This is a genomic window from Serratia sp. TSO36, assembly GCF_057808395.1.
On sequence record NZ_JBJZOU010000021.1, the window covers coordinates 250,593 to 267,116 of the forward strand.

Sequence of the window (16,524 nt, forward strand, 5' to 3'; positions counted from 1 at the left end):
ATGCTCAATCCTCCCCTTCCGGCGCCCAGCCGTCGTTGTGCCACAGATGCAGCGTGGCGTAAGAGCGCCACGGGCGCCAACGTTCGGCATAGCGTTCGATCTGGCGCGGCGTCATGCCGGGAAAACGCTGTTTGATCAGGTAGTCGCCGGCCAGAAACACGTCCGGCCAAGACCAGGCGCGCATCGCAATATAGCTGGCGGTCCAGCTGCCGATGCCCGGCAGCGCGGTCAGCTCCCTGATGCCCTGGTCGATATCCAGCACGTTGTCGAGCTGCAGCCGCCCTTCGCCCAGCGCGCGGGCGATCTCGATCAGCGCCGCCGCGCGCTTCAGCTGCACCCCGAGCGGGCGCAGTGCTTCGGGCTGCAGCTGCGCCACCCGTTCGGCGCTGGGGAAAACGTGGGTAATGCCCTCGTGCGGCGCCGCCAGCGGCTCTCCCCAGCGTTCGGCCATCCGCCCGGCGAAGGTCGCCGCCATTTTCACGCTGACCAACTGCCCCAACACCGCCCGCGCCGCCTGCTCGAAGCTGTTCACGCAGCCCGGCAGGCGCAGCCCCGGCGCATCGGCCGCCAGCAAGCCCAGCGCCTCATTGATGCGATCCGGCGCGGCGTCCAGATCAAACAGCAGGCGCACGCGGCGCAGCACCTCCGTCGTCACCAAACTGAGCGCCGGCGCGATCTCGACCCTGACCCGGTTGCGCGCTTCCTCCGGCTGCACGCTGACCCAGCCGCGATGTTCCGTGCCGCCCTGGTTGACGGCGATCGAACGCAGGTAGCGGCGTCCCTCGACCCGCTCCACGCTCTGCACGGCGCGCGCCTGCAGGAAATTCAGCATGCGATCCCAGTCATAGGGCGGCCGATAGCCCAGATGGAACACCAGCCCGCTGGCGGCGGCCCGCTCACCGCGCGCGCCGCCGCTGCGCAGCGCAGACGGGATCAGGCGATAGCGCGCCTTGAACAGCTCGTTGAAACGCCGCAGGCTGCCGAAACCGGCGGCGAACGCCACCTCGCTGAGCGGCAGATCGGTGTCCGCCAGCAGGCGTTTGGCCTGCAGCAACCGGTGCGACTGCGCGTAATCGATCGGCGAAGCGCCAAACTGTTCGGCGAAGATGCGCCGCAGGTGGCGATCGGAAATGCCGAGCCGCGCCGCCAGCGCTTCGCAGCTGTGTTCGGACAGATAGCCCTGCTCGATGAGCTGCACCGCCACCTGCGCATAGCGATTGCCCAGATCGATCAGCGCCAGGCCGGGCGCCAGCTCCGGCCGGCATTTAAGGCAGGGGCGAAAGCCCGCCAGCTCGGCCGCCGCCGCGCTCGGATAGAAGGTGCAGTTTTCCAGCTTCGGCGTGCGGGCGCTGCACACCGGGCGGCAATAGATGCCGGTGGAAGAGACGCCGACGAAAAAGCGGCCGTCGAATTTGCGGTCACGCGCGCGCAGCGCGTCGTACAACGCTTGCTGTTGAGTATTCATGGCAACGCTCGGGTTCGGTTTTTTCTGCATTATGGGGCTCGCCTGGCGCGCTGACGTGCGGAATTCGGACATTAAGTTAAGCATGCCGATGCCGCGCCCGCTAAATTTTTCGACACTCGCGCATCGGCGCATTGCCCGCCGGCCCCGTCTCGGGTAAAGTCGCCCCCCTTCATTGGCATGGGGACAAAAAAGAGATGTTTATTGGATTCGATTACGGGACAGCCAACTGTTCCGTCGCGGTGATGCGCGACCACGGCCCCGAGCTGCTGACGCTGGAAAACAACGAACCGTATCTGCCTTCGATGCTGTGCGCGCCGACCCGCGAAGCGGTGAGCGAATGCCTGCACCGCCATTGGCAGGTGCCGACCGGCAGCGAAGAAAACCAGCAGCTGCTGCGCCGCGCCATCAGTTACAACCGCGAAGAGGACATTCCGGTCAACGGCGACAGCGTGTTGTTCGGCCTGCAGGCGCTGGCGCACTACATGGAAGATCCGGAAGAGGTGTACTTCGTGCGCTCGCCGAAATCCTTCCTCGGCGCCAACGGCCTGAAACCGCAGCAGATCGCCCTGTTCGAAGACCTGGTGTGCGCCATGATGTTCCACATCAAACGCCAGGCGGAAAACGTGCTGCAGACCGGTATCGAGCAGGCGGTGATCGGCCGGCCGATCAACTTCCAGGGCATCGGCGGCGAAGAGGCCAACCGGCAGGCGCAGGGCATTTTGCAGCGCGCCGCCGAACGCGCCGGTTTCAAAGCCATTGAATTCCAGTTCGAGCCGGTGGCGGCGGGGCTGGACTTCGAGGCGACGCTGAGCGAAGAGCAAACCGTGCTGGTGGTGGACATCGGCGGCGGCACCACCGACTGCTCGGTGCTGCTGATGGGGCCGCAGTGGCGCGACCGCGCCGATCGCCAGCAAAGCCTGCTGGGGCACAGCGGCTGCCGGGTCGGCGGTAACGATCTGGACATCATGCTGGCCTTCAAACAGTTGATGCCGCTGTTCGGCCTGGGCGGCGAAACCGCGAAAGGCATCGCCCTGCCGGCGCTGCCTTACTGGAACGCGGTGGCGACCAACGACGTGCCGGCGCAAAACGACTTCTACAGCGCCGCCAACGGCCGCGTGCTGCGCGATCTGATCCTCGACGCGGCGGAGCCGGAAAAGGTCAAACGCCTGCTGAAAGTGTACCAGCAGCGCCTGAGCTACCGACTGGTGCGCGCGGCCGAAGAGAGTAAGATAGCCCTGTCCGGCCAAACCGCCATCAGCGCGCCGCTCGGCTTCGTGCAGGCCGATCTGGCGGAGAGCATCAGCCAGGCTCAGCTCGCCGACGCCATCTCGCAGCCGTTGATGCGCATCCAGGAACAGGTCAGCGCCGCGCTGGCCAGCAGCCAGACCGCGCCGCAGGTGATCTACCTGACCGGCGGCAGCGCGCGCTCCCCCCTGCTGCGCGCCGCGCTGCAACAGCAGCTGCCGGGCATTCCGATCGTCGGCGGCAACGACTTCGGCTCGGTCACCGCCGGGCTGGCGCGCTGGGCGCAAACGCTGTTCCGTTGACGGCCCAAGGGCGCGGCTCGCCGCGCCCTTGCTCATTGGAGGCTATGCATCATGTCAACCATCCTTACCCTCGACAGCGCCAGGCTGCGCCTGCGCCCCTGGCGCGACGACGATCTGCCGGCCTTCGCCGCTCTTAACGCCGATCCGCAGGTGATGCGCTATTTCCCGGCGACGATGACGGCCGAGGAAAGCCGCGCGCAGGCCGAACGCATCCGCGCCTTCATGCAACAACATGGCTGGGGGCTGTGGGCGGTGGAAGTGAAAGACGGCGCGCCCTTTATCGGGTTTGTCGGGCTGGCGCGGCCGGGCGACGATCTGCCCTGTTCCCCCTGCGTGGAGATTGGCTGGCGGCTGGCGGCGGCCCATTGGGGCAACGGCTACGCCGCTGAAGCGGCACGCGCGGCGCTGGCGTGCGCCTTCGACACGCTTCACTTGTCGGAAGTGGTGTCCTTCACCGCCGAAAACAACCAACCGTCGCGCCGGGTGATGACGCGCATCGGCATGCAGTTTGACGGCGAAACCTTCCTGCACCCACGCCTGCCGGCGGGCCATCCGCTGCAAAAGCACGTCTTGTACCGGCTGAACCGGCAAACGTGGCGCGAACGTCGCGGCGATTAATACAGCGTATCCTTCAGCCGCTGCGGCAGCGCCTGGTCGTACTCCTCACCGTCGAAGCGCGTTTGGCTCACCGCGGCCAAAATATGGCCGGGGCTGGGCAGCGCCGAACGTTCGAGGCGGCTGCCCTCTTCCCAGAGTCCCGAACGCAAGATCGCCCGGCTGCACTGGAAGAACACCGCCTCCACCCGAATGCGCAGCACCGAACGCGGCAGCTGATTGCGGTGGGCGAAGCGCTGCAGCACCGCCGGCGCCACCACGATCTCCGCCCGCCCGTTAATCCGCAGCGTTTCGCCGATGCCGGGGATCAGCAGCAGCAGCGCCACCCGGTTGTCGTGCAGGATATTGCGCAGGCTGTCGATGCGGTTATTGCCGCGCCGATCCGGCAGCAGCAGGGTTTTCTCGTCTTCGATATGGATAAAACCGGCCGGATCGCCGCGCGGGGAGACATCCATGCCGTCCGGCCCGACCGTCGAGAGGGCGGCAAACGGCGCCGCCTCGATAAACGGGCGGTACGCCGGATGGATATAGCTGACTTCTTTAAACACCGAGGGCGCGGCGGGTTTGCCGTACAGCTGTTCCAGCGTCGCGAGGTCGTTGATGGTATCGCCAGACATTGCAGTTTCCTGAATAAGTCATATTGACCCCTTCAGCATAGAGCAAAATCGCCGGCGGCTCTTACTCAGCGCTGGCGTGGTTCAGCGTCTGAATGTCGTCCGCATCCAGCGTCAGGCGGGTGGCGCTGACCAACTCATCCAACTGCGGCAACGAGGTGGCGCTGACGATCGGCGCGGTGATGCTCGGGCGCGCAATCAGCCAGGCCAGCGAGACCTGCGCCGGGGAGCTGCCGTGCTTGCCCGCCACCTGATCCAGCGCCGCCAGAATGCGGAAACCGCGCGGGTTAAGGTAGCGTTCGACGATGCGATCGCCGCGCTGGCTTTTGCCCTCGTCCGCTTTACTGCGGTATTTGCCGGTCAGGAAGCCGCTGGCCAGCGCGAAGAAGTTGATCACTCCGAGCCCGTGGCGCTGCGCCACGCCTTCCAGCTCGGCCTCATACCCTTCGCGCGCATACAGGTTATATTCCGGCTGCAGGGTTTCGTAGCGCGCCAGCCCGTTGCTTTCGCTCACCCGCAGCGCTTCTTCCAGGCGATCCGCCTGATAATTGGAGGCGCCGATCGCCCGTACCTTGCCGGCCTTGATCAGCGCATCGAACGCCGCCAGCGTCTCTTCCAACGGCGTATCGCGGTCATCGTCGTGCGACTGGTAGAGATCGATATAATCGGTTTGCAGGCGGCGCAGCGAATCCTCCACCGCCTGCTGAATATAGCGCGGCGACAGCCCCTGTTTGCCTTCGCCCATCGGTTTGCCCACCTTGGTGGCGATGATCACCTGGTCGCGCTTGCCGCTCTTCTTGAGCCATTCGCCGATGACGGTTTCCGATTCGCCGCCCCGGTTGCCCGGCGCCCAGCTGGAATAGACATCGGCGGTATCGATAAAGTTGAGCTGATTGTCCACCAACGCATCCAGCAGGCTGAAAGAGGTCGCCTGATCCGCCGTCCAGCCGAACACGTTGCCGCCGAAGGTCAACGCCGGCACCTGAATGCCCGAACGGCCCAGTTGTTTCTTGCTCATCACAAAGGCTCCATGGGTTAAATGATTTGCCTGTTAATTATTAGCGCCAAATGCAGGAAATCGTTAAAACGTATTGGCTATAAGCCGGAATAAATCACTTATAAACATAGCACGCTCAAATCACCCACTTATTAGGACAATGCTGACGGTTCCTCCATATTTCCTTCATTTTTATGCCGTCTTCGCTGGCTAAACTAGTATCCTGTAAGGAGTGTCATTTTTGTGGCAATGAGTGCCCGCACCCCTGCCTTTTGGAGAGAATTTTCGCCGCCATGAATGCAAAACCCCAACGCCGTTCCCTGATGCCGCGCCTGCTGGTTGCGGCCATCCTGGTCATCGCCGCCGTCTTCGCCTGGCGTTATTTTAACGCCGCTCAACCGCCGGCCGGCACGGCCCCGGGCGCGCAGCAGGCCGGCGGCAAAGCGGGGGCCGGTCGCGCGGCGGGCGGGCGGCGCGGCGCGCCGATGTCGCCGGTGCAGGCCGCGACGGCCACGCAACAGACGGTGCCGCGCTATCTTTCCGGCTTGGGCACCGCCACCGCCGCCAATACCGTCACCGTCACCAGCCGGGTCGACGGCCAACTGATGGCGATCCACTTTACCGAAGGCCAGCAGGTCAAAGCCGGCGATCTGCTGGCGGAGATCGATCCCCGGCCGTTCCAGGTTCAGTTGACCCAGGCTCAGGGGCAGTTAGCAAAAGATCAGGCCACGCTGGCCAACGCCCGGCGCGATCTGGCGCGCTATCAGCAGCTGGTGAAAACCAATCTGGTTTCCCGTCAGGAGCTGGATACGCAAGCCTCGCTGGTGCAGCAGACCGAAGGCGCGATCAAGGCCGATCAGGGCGCGGTCGACAGCGCCAAACTGCAGATCACCTACAGCCGCATCACCGCGCCAATCGACGGCCGCGTCGGCCTGAAACTGGTCGACGTCGGCAACTATGTCACCAGCGGCAGCACCACCGGTCTGGTGGTGATCACGCAGACGCACCCGATCGACGTGGTGTTCACGCTGCCCGAAGGCAACATCGCCGATCTGCTCAAGGCGCAAAAAGCCGGGCCGGTGGGCGTCGAAGCCTGGGATCGCACCAACCAGAACAAGCTGACGACCGGTTCGCTGCTGAGCCTGGACAACCAAATTGATACCGCCACCGGCACCATCAAGCTGAAAGCGCGCTTCACCAACGAAGATGACGCGCTGTTCCCCAACCAGTTCGTCAACGCGCGGCTGCAGGTGGATACCCTGCACGATGCGGTGGTGATCCCGACCGCCGCGCTGCAGATGGGCAACGAGGGCAACTTCGTCTGGACGCTCGGCGAAGACAACAGGGTCAGCAAACACCGGGTCACCGCCGGCGTGCAGGACAGCCGGCAGGTGGTGATCAGCGCCGGCCTCAACGCCGGCGATCGGGTGGTGACCGACGGCATCGATCGCCTGACCGAAGGCATGCAGGTGGAAGTGCTCGCGCCGAGCGAAGCGCCGGCGGCGGCCAACGCCAAGCGCGAACCTGACGTTCAGAGGAAGTCCTGATGCAGGTGATGCCTCCCAACGCCGGCGGCGGTCCGTCCCGCCTGTTTATTCTGCGTCCGGTCGCCACCACGCTGCTGATGGTGGCGATATTGCTGGCGGGGATTATCGGCTATCGCGCGCTGCCGGTGTCCGCCCTGCCGGAGGTAGATTACCCCACCATCCAGGTGGTGACGCTGTATCCCGGCGCCAGCCCGGACGTGGTAACCTCCGCCATTACCGCGCCGTTGGAACGCCAGTTCGGCCAGATGTCCGGCCTCAAACAAATGGCGTCGCAAAGCTCCGGCGGCGCCTCGGTGGTCACGCTGCAGTTCCAGCTGGCGCTGCCGCTCGACGTCGCGGAGCAGGAAGTGCAGGCGGCGATCAACTCCGCCACCAACCTGCTGCCGACCGATCTGCCCTACCCGCCGATCTACAGCAAGGTTAACCCGGCCGATCCGCCGATCCTGACGCTGGCCGTGACCTCCACCGCCATGCCGATGACGCAGGTGGAAGACATGGTGGAAACCCGCGTGGCGCAAAAAATTTCTCAGGTGACCGGCGTCGGCCTGGTGACGCTGGCCGGCGGCCAACGCCCGGCGGTGCGCGTAAAATTGAACGCCGCGGCGGTCGCCGCCTATGGCCTGAACAGTGAAACCATCCGCGCCGCCATCAGCAACGCCAACGTCAACTCGGCGAAAGGCAGCCTGGACGGCCCGACCCGCTCGGTCACCCTGTCCGCCAACGACCAAATGAAATCCGCCGACGACTATCGCCAGCTGATCGTCGCCTACCAGAACGGCGCGGCGATCCGCCTGCAGGATATCGCCACCATTGAACAAGGGGCGGAAAACACCCGGCTGGCGGCCTGGGCCAACAAGCAACAGGCGATCGTGCTGAACATCCAACGCCAGCCTGGCGTCAACGTCATCACCACCGCCGACAGCATCCGCGAAATGCTGCCGACGCTGATTAAAAGCCTGCCCAAATCGGTCGACGTCAAGGTGCTGACCGATCGCACCACCACCATCCGCGCCTCGGTCAGCGACGTGCAGTTCGAGCTGCTGCTGGCGATCGCGCTGGTGGTGATGGTGATCTACGTGTTCCTGCGCAACGTGCCGGCGACCATTATCCCCAGCGTGGCGGTGCCGCTGTCGCTGGTCGGCACCTTCGCCGCCATGTACTTCCTCGGCTTCTCCATCAACAACCTGACGCTGATGGCGCTGACCATCGCCACCGGTTTCGTGGTGGACGATGCCATCGTGGTGATCGAGAACATCTCGCGCTACATCGAGAAAGGGGAAAAACCACTCGACGCCGCGCTGAAAGGCGCCGGCGAGATCGGCTTCACCATCATCTCGCTGACCTTCTCGCTGGTGGCGGTGCTGATCCCGCTGCTGTTCATGGGCGACATCGTCGGCCGCCTGTTCCGCGAGTTCGCCGTCACGCTGGCGGTAGCGATTTTGATCTCCGCCGTGGTGTCGCTGACGCTGACGCCGATGATGTGCGCGCGCATGCTCAGCCACGAATCGCTGCGCAAGCAGAACCGGTTTTCCGCCGCCTCCGAGCGCTTTTTCGACCGGGTGATCGCGCGATACGGCCAGTGGCTGAAAACGGTGCTTAACCATCCCTGGCTGACGCTCGGCGTGGCCGTCGGCACCCTGGCGCTGACGGTATTGCTGTACCTGCTGATCCCGAAAGGCTTCTTCCCGGTGCAGGACAACGGCATCATTCAGGGCACGCTGGAAGCGCCGCAGAGCGTCTCGTTCAGCAATATGGCCGAGCGCCAGCAGCAGGTCGCGGCGCAGATCCTCAAAGATCCGGCGGTGGAAAGCCTGACCTCGTTCGTCGGCGTCGACGGCAGCAACGCCACGCTCAACAGCGGCCGGCTGCAGATCAATCTGAAGCCGCTGAGCGAACGCAGCGAGCGCATTCCGGCGATCATCAGCCGCCTGCAGCAGCAGACGGCGCAGTTCCCCGGCGTGAAGCTGTATCTGCAGCCGGTGCAGGATCTGACCATCGATACCCAGGTCAGCCGCACCCAGTACCAGTTCACCCTGCAGGCGATGTCGCTGGACGATCTCAGCCTGTGGGTGCCGCAGCTGATGGATGAGCTGAAGCAAACCCCGCAGCTGGCGGACGTCACCAGCGACTGGCAGGATCAGGGGCTGGTGGCCTACGTCAACGTCGATCGCGATTCGGCCTCCCGCCTCGGCGTCACCATGAGCGACGTGGACAATGCGCTGTACAACGCGTTCGGCCAGCGCCTGATCTCCACCATCTACACCCAGGCCAACCAATACCGCGTGGTGCTGGAGCACGACGTCAGCGCGACGCCGGGGCTGGCGGCGCTCAATGAGATCCGTCTGAGCGGCAACGACGGCGCCGTGGTGCCGCTGAGCGCCATCGCCAAAATCGAAGAGCGCTTCGGCCCGCTGTCGGTCAACCATCTCGACCAGTTCCCGTCGGCCACCGTTTCGTTCAACGTCGCCGACGGCTACTCGCTCGGCGAGGCGGTCGACGCGGTCACCCAGGCGGAAGAAAATCTCAACATGCCGAGGGACATCACCACCCAATTCCAGGGGGCGACCCTGGCCTTCCAGGCGGCGCTCGGCAGCACGCTGTGGCTGATTTTAGCGGCGGTGGTGGCGATGTACATCGTGCTGGGCGTGCTGTATGAAAGCTTCATTCATCCGGTCACCATCCTCTCCACCCTGCCGACCGCCGGGGTCGGCGCGCTGCTCGCGCTGATGATGGCCGGCAGCGAGCTGGACGTGATCGCCATCATCGGCATCATCCTGCTGATCGGCATCGTGAAGAAGAACGCCATCATGATGATCGACTTCGCGCTGGCGGCGGAACGCGAGCAGGGCTTATCGCCGCGCGACGCCATCTATCAGGCCTGCCTGCTGCGTTTTAGGCCGATCCTGATGACCACGCTGGCGGCCTTGCTCGGCGCACTGCCGCTGATGCTGAGCACCGGTGTCGGCGCGGAGCTGCGGCATCCGCTCGGCGTCTGTATGGTCGGCGGTTTGATCATGAGCCAGATCCTGACGCTGTTCACCACGCCGGTGATCTACCTGCTGTTTGACAAACTGGCGCGCAACACGCATCGCCAGCCGGATACGCAGGAGCTACAGTGAAATTCTTCGCCCTGTTCATTCACCGGCCGGTGGCCACCACCCTGCTGACGCTGGCCATCGCCATCAGCGGCGCGATCGGCTTTCGCCTGCTGCCGGTGTCGCCGCTGCCGCAGGTGGACTTTCCGGTGATTTCGATCAGCGCGTCGCTGCCGGGCGCCTCGCCGGAAACCATGGCGTCCTCGGTGGCGACGCCGCTGGAGCGCGCATTGGGCCGCATCGCCGGGGTTAACGAAATGACCTCGATGAGCTCGCTCGGCAGTACCCGGGTCATTTTGCAGTTCGATCTCGATCGCGACATCAACGGCGCCGCGCGCGACGTGCAGGCGGCGATCAACGCCGCGCAAAGCCTGCTGCCGACCGGCATGCCGAGCCGCCCCAGCTACCGCAAGGTCAACCCTTCCGACGCGCCGATCATGATCCTGACGCTGACCTCGGACACCTACAGCCAGGGGCAGCTTTACGATTTCGCCTCCACCCAGCTGGCGCAGAAGATCAGCCAGACCGAGGGCGTCGGCGACGTTTCCGTGGGCGGCAGCTCACTGCCGGCGGTGCGGGTGGAGCTGAACCCTTCGGCGCTGTTCAATCAGGGCGTGTCGCTGGACACCGTACGGCAGGCCATCGCCAACGCCAACGTGCGCCGCCCGCAGGGCGCCGTGGAAAACCCGCAGCAGCGCTGGCAGATCCAGGCCAACGACGCGCTGAAAACCGCCGAGGCCTACCGTCCGCTGATCGTTCATTACAACAACGGCTCGACGGTGCGTTTGGCCGACGTGGCCGAGGTCAACGACTCGGTGCAAGACGTGCGCAACGCCGGGATGACCGACGCCAAACCGGCGATCATTCTGGCCATCAGCCGTGCGCCGGACGCCAACATCATCGAAACCGTCGATCGCATTCGCGCCGAACTGCCCGCCCTGCAGGAGAATATCCCGGCCTCGATTAAACTCAGCGTCGCGCAGGATCGTTCGCCGACCATTCGCGCGTCGCTGGCCGAGGTGGAACAGTCGCTGGCGATCGCCATCGGGTTGGTGATCCTGGTGGTGTTCATCTTCCTGCGCTCCGGGCGCGCCACGCTGATCCCGGCGGTCGCCGTGCCGGTGTCGCTGATCGGCTCGTTCGCCGCCATGTATCTGTGCGGGTTCAGCCTCAACAACCTGTCGCTGATGGCGCTGACCATCGCCACCGGCTTTGTGGTGGACGACGCCATCGTGGTGCTGGAAAACATTTCCCGCCACGTCGAGGCCGGCATGAAACCGATCAACGCCGCGCTGCTGGGCGCGCGGGAAGTCGGTTTCACCGTGCTGTCGATGAGCGTTTCGCTGGTGGCGGTGTTTATCCCGCTGCTGCTGATGGAAGGCCTGCCGGGGCGCCTGTTCCGCGAGTTCGCCGTCACCCTGTCGGTATCGATCGGGCTGTCGCTCATCGTCTCGCTCACGCTCACGCCGATGATGTGCGCCTACCTGCTGCGCCACCAGCCGCCGCGTTCGCAGCGGCGGGCGCGCGGCTTCGGCAAAATGCTGCTGGCGCTGCAGCAGGGCTACGGACGCTCGCTGAACTGGGTGCTCGGCCACTCGCGCTGGGTGCTGGCGGTGTTCCTCGCCACCCTTGCGCTCAACGTCTGGCTGTATATCAGCATCCCGAAAACCTTCTTTCCGGAACAGGATACCGGGCGCCTGATGGGCTTTATCCAGGCCGACCAAAGCATTTCGTTCCAGGCGATGCGCGGCAAACTGGAAGACTTCATGAAAATCGTGCGCGAAGATCCGGACGTGGAAAACGTCACCGGTTTTACCGGCGGCTCGCGCACCAACAGCGGTTCGATGTTCATCTCACTGAAACCCCTGTCGGTACGCAGCGACGACGCGCAGAAAGTGATCGCCCGCCTGCGCGCTCGCCTGGCCAAAGAACCGGGCGCCAGCCTGTTTCTGATGGCGGTGCAGGATATCCGCGTCGGCGGCCGGCAGGCCAACGCCAGCTACCAATACACGCTGCTGGCGGACGATCTCGCCGCGCTGCGCGAATGGGAGCCGAAGATCCGCACCGCGCTGGCCGCATTGCCCGAGCTGGCGGACGTCAACTCGGATCAGCAGGATAAAGGCTCGGAGATGGATCTGGTCTACGATCGCGAAACCATGGCGCGCCTCGGCATTTCGGTATCCGACGCCAACAACCTGCTGAACAACGCCTTCGGCCAGCGGCAGATTTCGACCATCTATCAACCGCTCAACCAATACAAAGTCGTGATGGAAGTGGCGCCGCCCTACACCCAGGACGTGAGCTCGCTGGACAAAATGTTCATCATCAACAGCGAAGGCAAGGCAATACCGCTCTCCTACTTCGCCAGTTGGCGGCCGGCCAACGCGCCGCTGTCGGTCAACCATCAGGGGCTGTCCGCCGCCTCGACCATCTCCTTTAACCTGCCGGACGGCGGCAGCCTGTCGGACGCCACCGCCGCGGTAGAGCGCACCATGACTCAGCTCGGCGTGCCGTCTACGGTACGCGGCGCGTTCGCCGGCACCGCCCAGGTATTCCAGGACACCCTGAAGTCGCAGCTGATCCTGATCCTGGCGGCGATCGCCACGGTCTATATCGTGCTCGGCGTGCTGTATGAGAGCTATATCCATCCGCTGACCATCCTTTCTACGCTGCCTTCCGCCGGCGTGGGCGCGCTGTTGGCGCTCGAGCTGTTCGGCGCGCCGTTCAGCCTGATCGCGCTGATCGGCATCATGCTGCTGATCGGCATCGTGAAGAAAAACGCCATCATGATGGTCGACTTCGCGCTCGAGGCGCAGCGCAACGGCGGCATCAGCGCCCGCGAGGCGATTTTCCAGGCCAGCCTGCTGCGTTTCCGGCCGATCATGATGACCACGCTGGCGGCGTTGTTCGGCGCACTGCCGCTGGTGCTGACCAGCGGCGACGGCGCGGAGCTGCGCCAGCCGCTCGGCATCACCATCGCCGGCGGTCTGGTGATGAGCCAGCTGCTGACGCTGTACACCACCCCGGTGGTCTACCTTTACTTCGACCGGCTGCAGGCGAAGTTCCGCCGCAACAAGCAACTGGCCCCGCTGCCGCATTAATGGCCGACCGATGCTGATGAAACACGCCGCCACGGTACGCTGGCAACTCTGGATAGTGGCATTCGGCTTCTTTATGCAGACGCTGGATACCACTATCGTCAACACCGCCCTGCCCTCGATGGCCGCCAGCCTGGGGGAGAACCCGCTGCGCATGCAGTCGGTGATCGTCTCCTATGTGCTGACGGTGGCGGTGACGCTGCCGGCCAGCGGCTGGCTGGCGGACAAGATCGGCGTACAGCGGGTGTTTTTCAGCGCCATCCTGCTGTTCACCCTCGGCTCCCTCCTTTGCGCCCGTTCGGAAACCCTGAACGAGCTGATCGCCTCGCGCGTGCTTCAGGGCATCGGCGGCGCGATGATGGTGCCGGTCGGGCGCCTGACGGTGATGAAGATCGTGCCGCGCGAGCAGTACATGGCGGCGATGACCTTCGTGACGCTGCCGGGGCAAATCGGCCCGCTGATGGGGCCGGCGCTGGGTGGCTTTCTGGTGCAATACGCCAGCTGGCATTGGATTTTCCTGATCAACATTCCGGTGGGCATCGTTGGCGCCATCGCCACGCTGTTGCTGATGCCCAACTATCAAATGCAGACCCGCCGCTTCGATCTCAGCGGCTTTATCCTGCTGGCGATCGGCATGGCGTCGCTGACGCTGGCGCTCGACGGCCACAAGGGCATGGGGCTGTCCGGCGGCGCCATCGCCGGCCTGGTGGCGCTGGGCGTAGCGGCGCTGTTGGGGTATGTTTGGCATGCCTACGGCAATAGCCGCGCCCTGTTCTCGCTGCGGCTGCTGCGCACCCCGACTTACAAGATCGGGCTGCTGGCCAGCCTGCTGGGGCGCATCGGCAGCGGCATGCTGCCGTTCATGACGCCGCTGTTTCTGCAGGTCGGCATGGGCTTCACGCCGTTCCACGCCGGGCTGATGATGATCCCGATGATCATCGGCAGCATGGGCATGAAGCGCATCGTGGTGCAGGTGGTCAACCGCTTCGGCTACCGTAACGTGCTGGTGGCCGCCACGCTGCTGCTGGCGCTGGTCAGCCTGAGCTTCCTGCTGGCGGCGATGCTCGGCTGGCTGTGGCTGCTACCGGTGGTGCTGTTCTTCCAGGGGATGGTCAACTCGCTGCGCTTCTCGGCGATGAACACCCTGACGCTGAAAGATCTGCCGGACCGGCTGGCCAGCAGCGGCAACAGCCTGTTGTCGATGGTCATGCAGCTGTCGATGAGCCTTGGCGTCAGCGTCGCCGGCATCTTGATCGGCAGCTTCGCCCATCATCAGGTGGTGGCCGATAGCCCGGCCATTCACAGCGCATTTATTTACAGCTACTGCTGTATGGCGTTGATTATCGCTCTGCCCGCGCTGGCCTTCGCGCGCGTGCCGACCGATAGCGCGCCCAACCGCACGCTGACCAAAGAGCCGGGTACCGGCTCAACGAGGTTGCAATGAGGATAGGCATTACCGGGAAACTGTTCCTGGCCATTTTCGCTACCTGCATGCTGGTGCTGATCACCATGCATTGGGGGGTGCGCGTCAGCTTTGAGCGCGGCTTTATCGATTACATCAAGAGCAGCAACGAGCAACGCATCAACATGCTGAGCGAAGCGCTGGAGGAACAGTACAGCCACCATGGCAACTGGATATTCCTGCGCAACAACGATCAGGTGGTCTACCAAATCATGCGCTCGTTCGAGCAGAACAGCGACAGCAGCCACAATCTGCCGCCCAAGGGCTGGCGCACCCAGTTTTGGGTGGTGGACAGCCAGTTCAATCGTTTAGTCGGGCATTCTGGCCCCTTGCCGAAAGAGGGGCCGCGCCACCCGATCCGCTACAACAACCAGATCGTCGGCTGGGTGCTCACCACCCCGGTCGAGCGCCTGACGCGCAATACCGACATCAACTTCGATCGCCAGCAGCGGCGCACCAGTTGGATTATCGTCGCGCTCTCCACCCTGCTGGCGGCGGCGGTGACCTGGCTGCTGTCGCGCGGCATGCTGGCCCCGGTCAAGCGTCTGGTGGCGGGCACCCACCGCCTGGCGGCGGGCGATTTCACCACCCGCGTGGCGGTCAGCAGCCAGGATGAACTGGGCCGGCTGGCGCACGACTTCAACCAGCTGGCCACCTCGTTGGAAAAAAACGAGCAGATGCGCCGCGCCTTTATGGCCGACGTATCGCACGAGCTGCGCACGCCGCTGGCGGTGCTGCGCGGCGAACTGGAAGCGCTGCAGGACGGCGTGCGCCAGCCGACGCCGGCGTCGCTCAGCTCGCTGCAGGCCGAGGTATCCACCTTGACCAAACTGGTCGACGACCTGCACCAGCTGTCGCTCTCCGATCTCGGCGCGCTGGCCTATCGCAAATCGTCGGTGGACTGCGTGCACCTGCTGCAGATCGCCGTCGCCGCCTTTCGCGAACGCTTCCGCGCCAAAGGGCTGGAGATCGTCACCCATCTGCCGCCCCAGGCGCCGCTGTTCGGCGATCCCGATCGCCTGAACCAGCTGTTCAATAACCTGCTGGAAAACAGCCTGCGTTACACCGACGCCGGCGGCCGGCTGGAGATCGGCGCCGAGCAGCAGCCGGGGCGGCTGCTCCTCTACTGGCAGGACAGCGCGCCGGGCATCAGCGATCAGCAACTGACGCGCATTTTCGAACGTTTCTACCGGGCGGAAGGTTCACGCAACCGCGCCAGCGGCGGTTCCGGGCTGGGGCTGGCGATCTGCCACAACATCGTGGAAGCGCACGACGGGAAAATCCGCGCCGAGCATTCGCCTTTAGGCGGCGTGCGCATTACAGTAGAATTTGCTACCCCGATAAAAAATAAGGCGCCCTGATGGACATTCAGAATCACCCCGTGCAGATCATGATTGTTGAAGATGAGCCCAAGCTGGGCCAGCTGCTGGTGGATTATCTGCAGGCGGCGGGCTACGCCACCCGCTGGCTGACCAACGGCAACGAAGTGGTGCCGACCGTGCACCAGCATCCGCCGGCGCTGATCTTGCTCGACCTGATGCTGCCGGGCGCCGACGGGCTGACGGTGTGCCGCGAGCTGCGCCGCTTCAGCGACGTTCCGATCGTGATGGTGACGGCGAAAATCGAAGAGATCGACCGTCTGTTGGGGCTGGAGATCGGCGCCGACGATTACATCTGCAAACCCTACAGCCCGCGCGAAGTGGTGGCGCGGGTGAAAACCATCCTGCGCCGCAGCTATCGGCCGCAGGAGAACGCGCGGGAAGATGACCTGCTGCACATCGATGAACCGCGTTTCCAGGCCAGCTATCAGGGGCAGTTGCTGGATCTGACACCGGCGGAATTCCGCCTGCTGAAAACGCTGGCCAGCCAGCCGGGCAACGTCTTTTCACGCGAGCAACTGCTGAACAACCTGTACGACGACTACCGGGTGGTCACCGACCGCACCATCGACAGCCACATCAAAAACCTGCGCCGCAAGCTGGAACTGATCGACGGGGAAAAATCCTTTATCCGCTCGGTATACGGCGTGGGCTACCGCTGGGAAGCCGAGCCCTGCCGGCTGGTGAATGGGGTTTAGGGGGAAA

Annotated in this window: 11 protein-coding genes; 8 read left to right on the top strand and 3 right to left on the bottom strand. The window is 64.4% G+C overall.

Translation table 11 applies throughout. The features are described from left to right. Positions 1-4: 4 nt before the first annotated feature. Positions 5-1,495: a DNA-3-methyladenine glycosylase 2 gene (gene alkA / locus ACK3CV_RS18705; RefSeq protein ID WP_164038127.1), complete on the bottom strand. Its 1,491-nt coding sequence runs from the start codon at positions 1,493-1,495 to the stop codon at positions 5-7. A 164-nt stretch (positions 1,496-1,659) separates the two neighbouring features. On the opposite strand from alkA, the gene yegD reads away from it, so the two are divergent. Both yegD and ACK3CV_RS18715 read left to right on the top strand, forming a co-directional pair. Beyond that, entirely contained in the window at positions 1,660-3,012 is a 1,353-nt protein-coding gene (gene yegD / locus ACK3CV_RS18710) for a molecular chaperone (protein ID WP_033648831.1), read from the top strand. Between the two features lie 51 nt (positions 3,013-3,063). Further along, entirely contained in the window at positions 3,064-3,630 is a 567-nt protein-coding gene (locus ACK3CV_RS18715; protein ID WP_033654565.1) for a GNAT family N-acetyltransferase, read from the top strand. Here ACK3CV_RS18715 and ACK3CV_RS18720 read toward each other — a convergent pair. Next, entirely contained in the window at positions 3,627-4,244 is a 618-nt protein-coding gene (locus ACK3CV_RS18720; RefSeq protein ID WP_033654564.1) for a pyridoxamine 5'-phosphate oxidase family protein, read from the bottom strand. The two genes, ACK3CV_RS18715 and ACK3CV_RS18720, sit on opposite strands and share 4 nt — an antisense overlap. A 61-nt stretch (positions 4,245-4,305) precedes the next feature. Continuing rightward, positions 4,306-5,259 carry an aldo/keto reductase gene (locus ACK3CV_RS18725; protein ID WP_041036271.1) on the bottom strand — a complete coding sequence of 318 codons (954 nt, stop codon included), beginning with the start codon at positions 5,257-5,259 and terminating at the stop codon, positions 4,306-4,308. A gap of 272 nt (positions 5,260-5,531) precedes the next feature. Here ACK3CV_RS18725 and ACK3CV_RS18730 point away from each other — a divergent pair, with 272 nt between their 5' ends. The 6 genes from ACK3CV_RS18730 to baeR are packed head-to-tail and all read left to right on the top strand — an operon-like array spanning position 5,532 to position 16,517. Continuing rightward, a complete protein-coding gene (locus ACK3CV_RS18730) occupies positions 5,532-6,785 on the top strand; it encodes an MdtA/MuxA family multidrug efflux RND transporter periplasmic adaptor subunit (RefSeq protein WP_049234949.1) in 1,254 nt (417 codons plus the stop codon). Beyond that, a complete protein-coding gene (locus ACK3CV_RS18735; RefSeq protein WP_049194873.1) occupies positions 6,785-9,904 on the top strand; it encodes an MdtB/MuxB family multidrug efflux RND transporter permease subunit in 3,120 nt (1,039 codons plus the stop codon). The genes ACK3CV_RS18730 and ACK3CV_RS18735 overlap by 1 nt, the downstream gene beginning before the upstream one ends. After that, positions 9,901-12,981 (top strand): multidrug efflux RND transporter permease subunit MdtC, encoded by a 3,081-nt coding sequence (mdtC, locus tag ACK3CV_RS18740; RefSeq protein WP_161764728.1) that lies wholly within the window; start codon positions 9,901-9,903, stop codon positions 12,979-12,981. Before ACK3CV_RS18735 ends, mdtC begins: the two co-directional genes overlap by 4 nt. Positions 12,982-12,991: 10 nt before the next feature. After that, complete coding sequence (gene mdtD / locus ACK3CV_RS18745) at positions 12,992-14,422, top strand: multidrug transporter subunit MdtD (RefSeq protein WP_164038116.1); 1,431 nt, start codon at positions 12,992-12,994, stop codon at positions 14,420-14,422. Next, entirely contained in the window at positions 14,419-15,801 is a 1,383-nt protein-coding gene (gene baeS, locus ACK3CV_RS18750; RefSeq protein ID WP_164038113.1) for an envelope stress sensor histidine kinase BaeS, read from the top strand. Before mdtD ends, baeS begins: the two co-directional genes overlap by 4 nt. Then, positions 15,801-16,517 carry an envelope stress response regulator BaeR gene (gene baeR, locus ACK3CV_RS18755; RefSeq protein ID WP_086580299.1) on the top strand — a complete coding sequence of 239 codons (717 nt, stop codon included), beginning with the start codon at positions 15,801-15,803 and terminating at the stop codon, positions 16,515-16,517. The genes baeS and baeR overlap by 1 nt, the downstream gene beginning before the upstream one ends. The last annotated feature ends 7 nt before the right edge of the window (positions 16,518-16,524 follow it).

Coding starts and splice junctions, on each gene's coding strand:
- mdtD (WP_164038116.1), top strand. CDS start 12,992: ATGCTGATGAAACACGCCGCCACGGTACGCTGGCAACTCTGGATAGTG.
- yegD (WP_033648831.1), top strand. CDS start 1,660: ATGTTTATTGGATTCGATTACGGGACAGCCAACTGTTCCGTCGCGGTG.
- baeS (WP_164038113.1), top strand. CDS start 14,419: ATGAGGATAGGCATTACCGGGAAACTGTTCCTGGCCATTTTCGCTACC.
- ACK3CV_RS18735 (WP_049194873.1), top strand. CDS start 6,785: ATGCAGGTGATGCCTCCCAACGCCGGCGGCGGTCCGTCCCGCCTGTTT.
- baeR (WP_086580299.1), top strand. CDS start 15,801: ATGGACATTCAGAATCACCCCGTGCAGATCATGATTGTTGAAGATGAG.
- ACK3CV_RS18725 (WP_041036271.1), bottom strand. CDS start 5,259: ATGAGCAAGAAACAACTGGGCCGTTCGGGCATTCAGGTGCCGGCGTTG.
- ACK3CV_RS18720 (WP_033654564.1), bottom strand. CDS start 4,244: ATGTCTGGCGATACCATCAACGACCTCGCGACGCTGGAACAGCTGTAC.
- ACK3CV_RS18715 (WP_033654565.1), top strand. CDS start 3,064: ATGTCAACCATCCTTACCCTCGACAGCGCCAGGCTGCGCCTGCGCCCC.
- ACK3CV_RS18730 (WP_049234949.1), top strand. CDS start 5,532: ATGAATGCAAAACCCCAACGCCGTTCCCTGATGCCGCGCCTGCTGGTT.
- alkA (WP_164038127.1), bottom strand. CDS start 1,495: ATGCAGAAAAAACCGAACCCGAGCGTTGCCATGAATACTCAACAGCAA.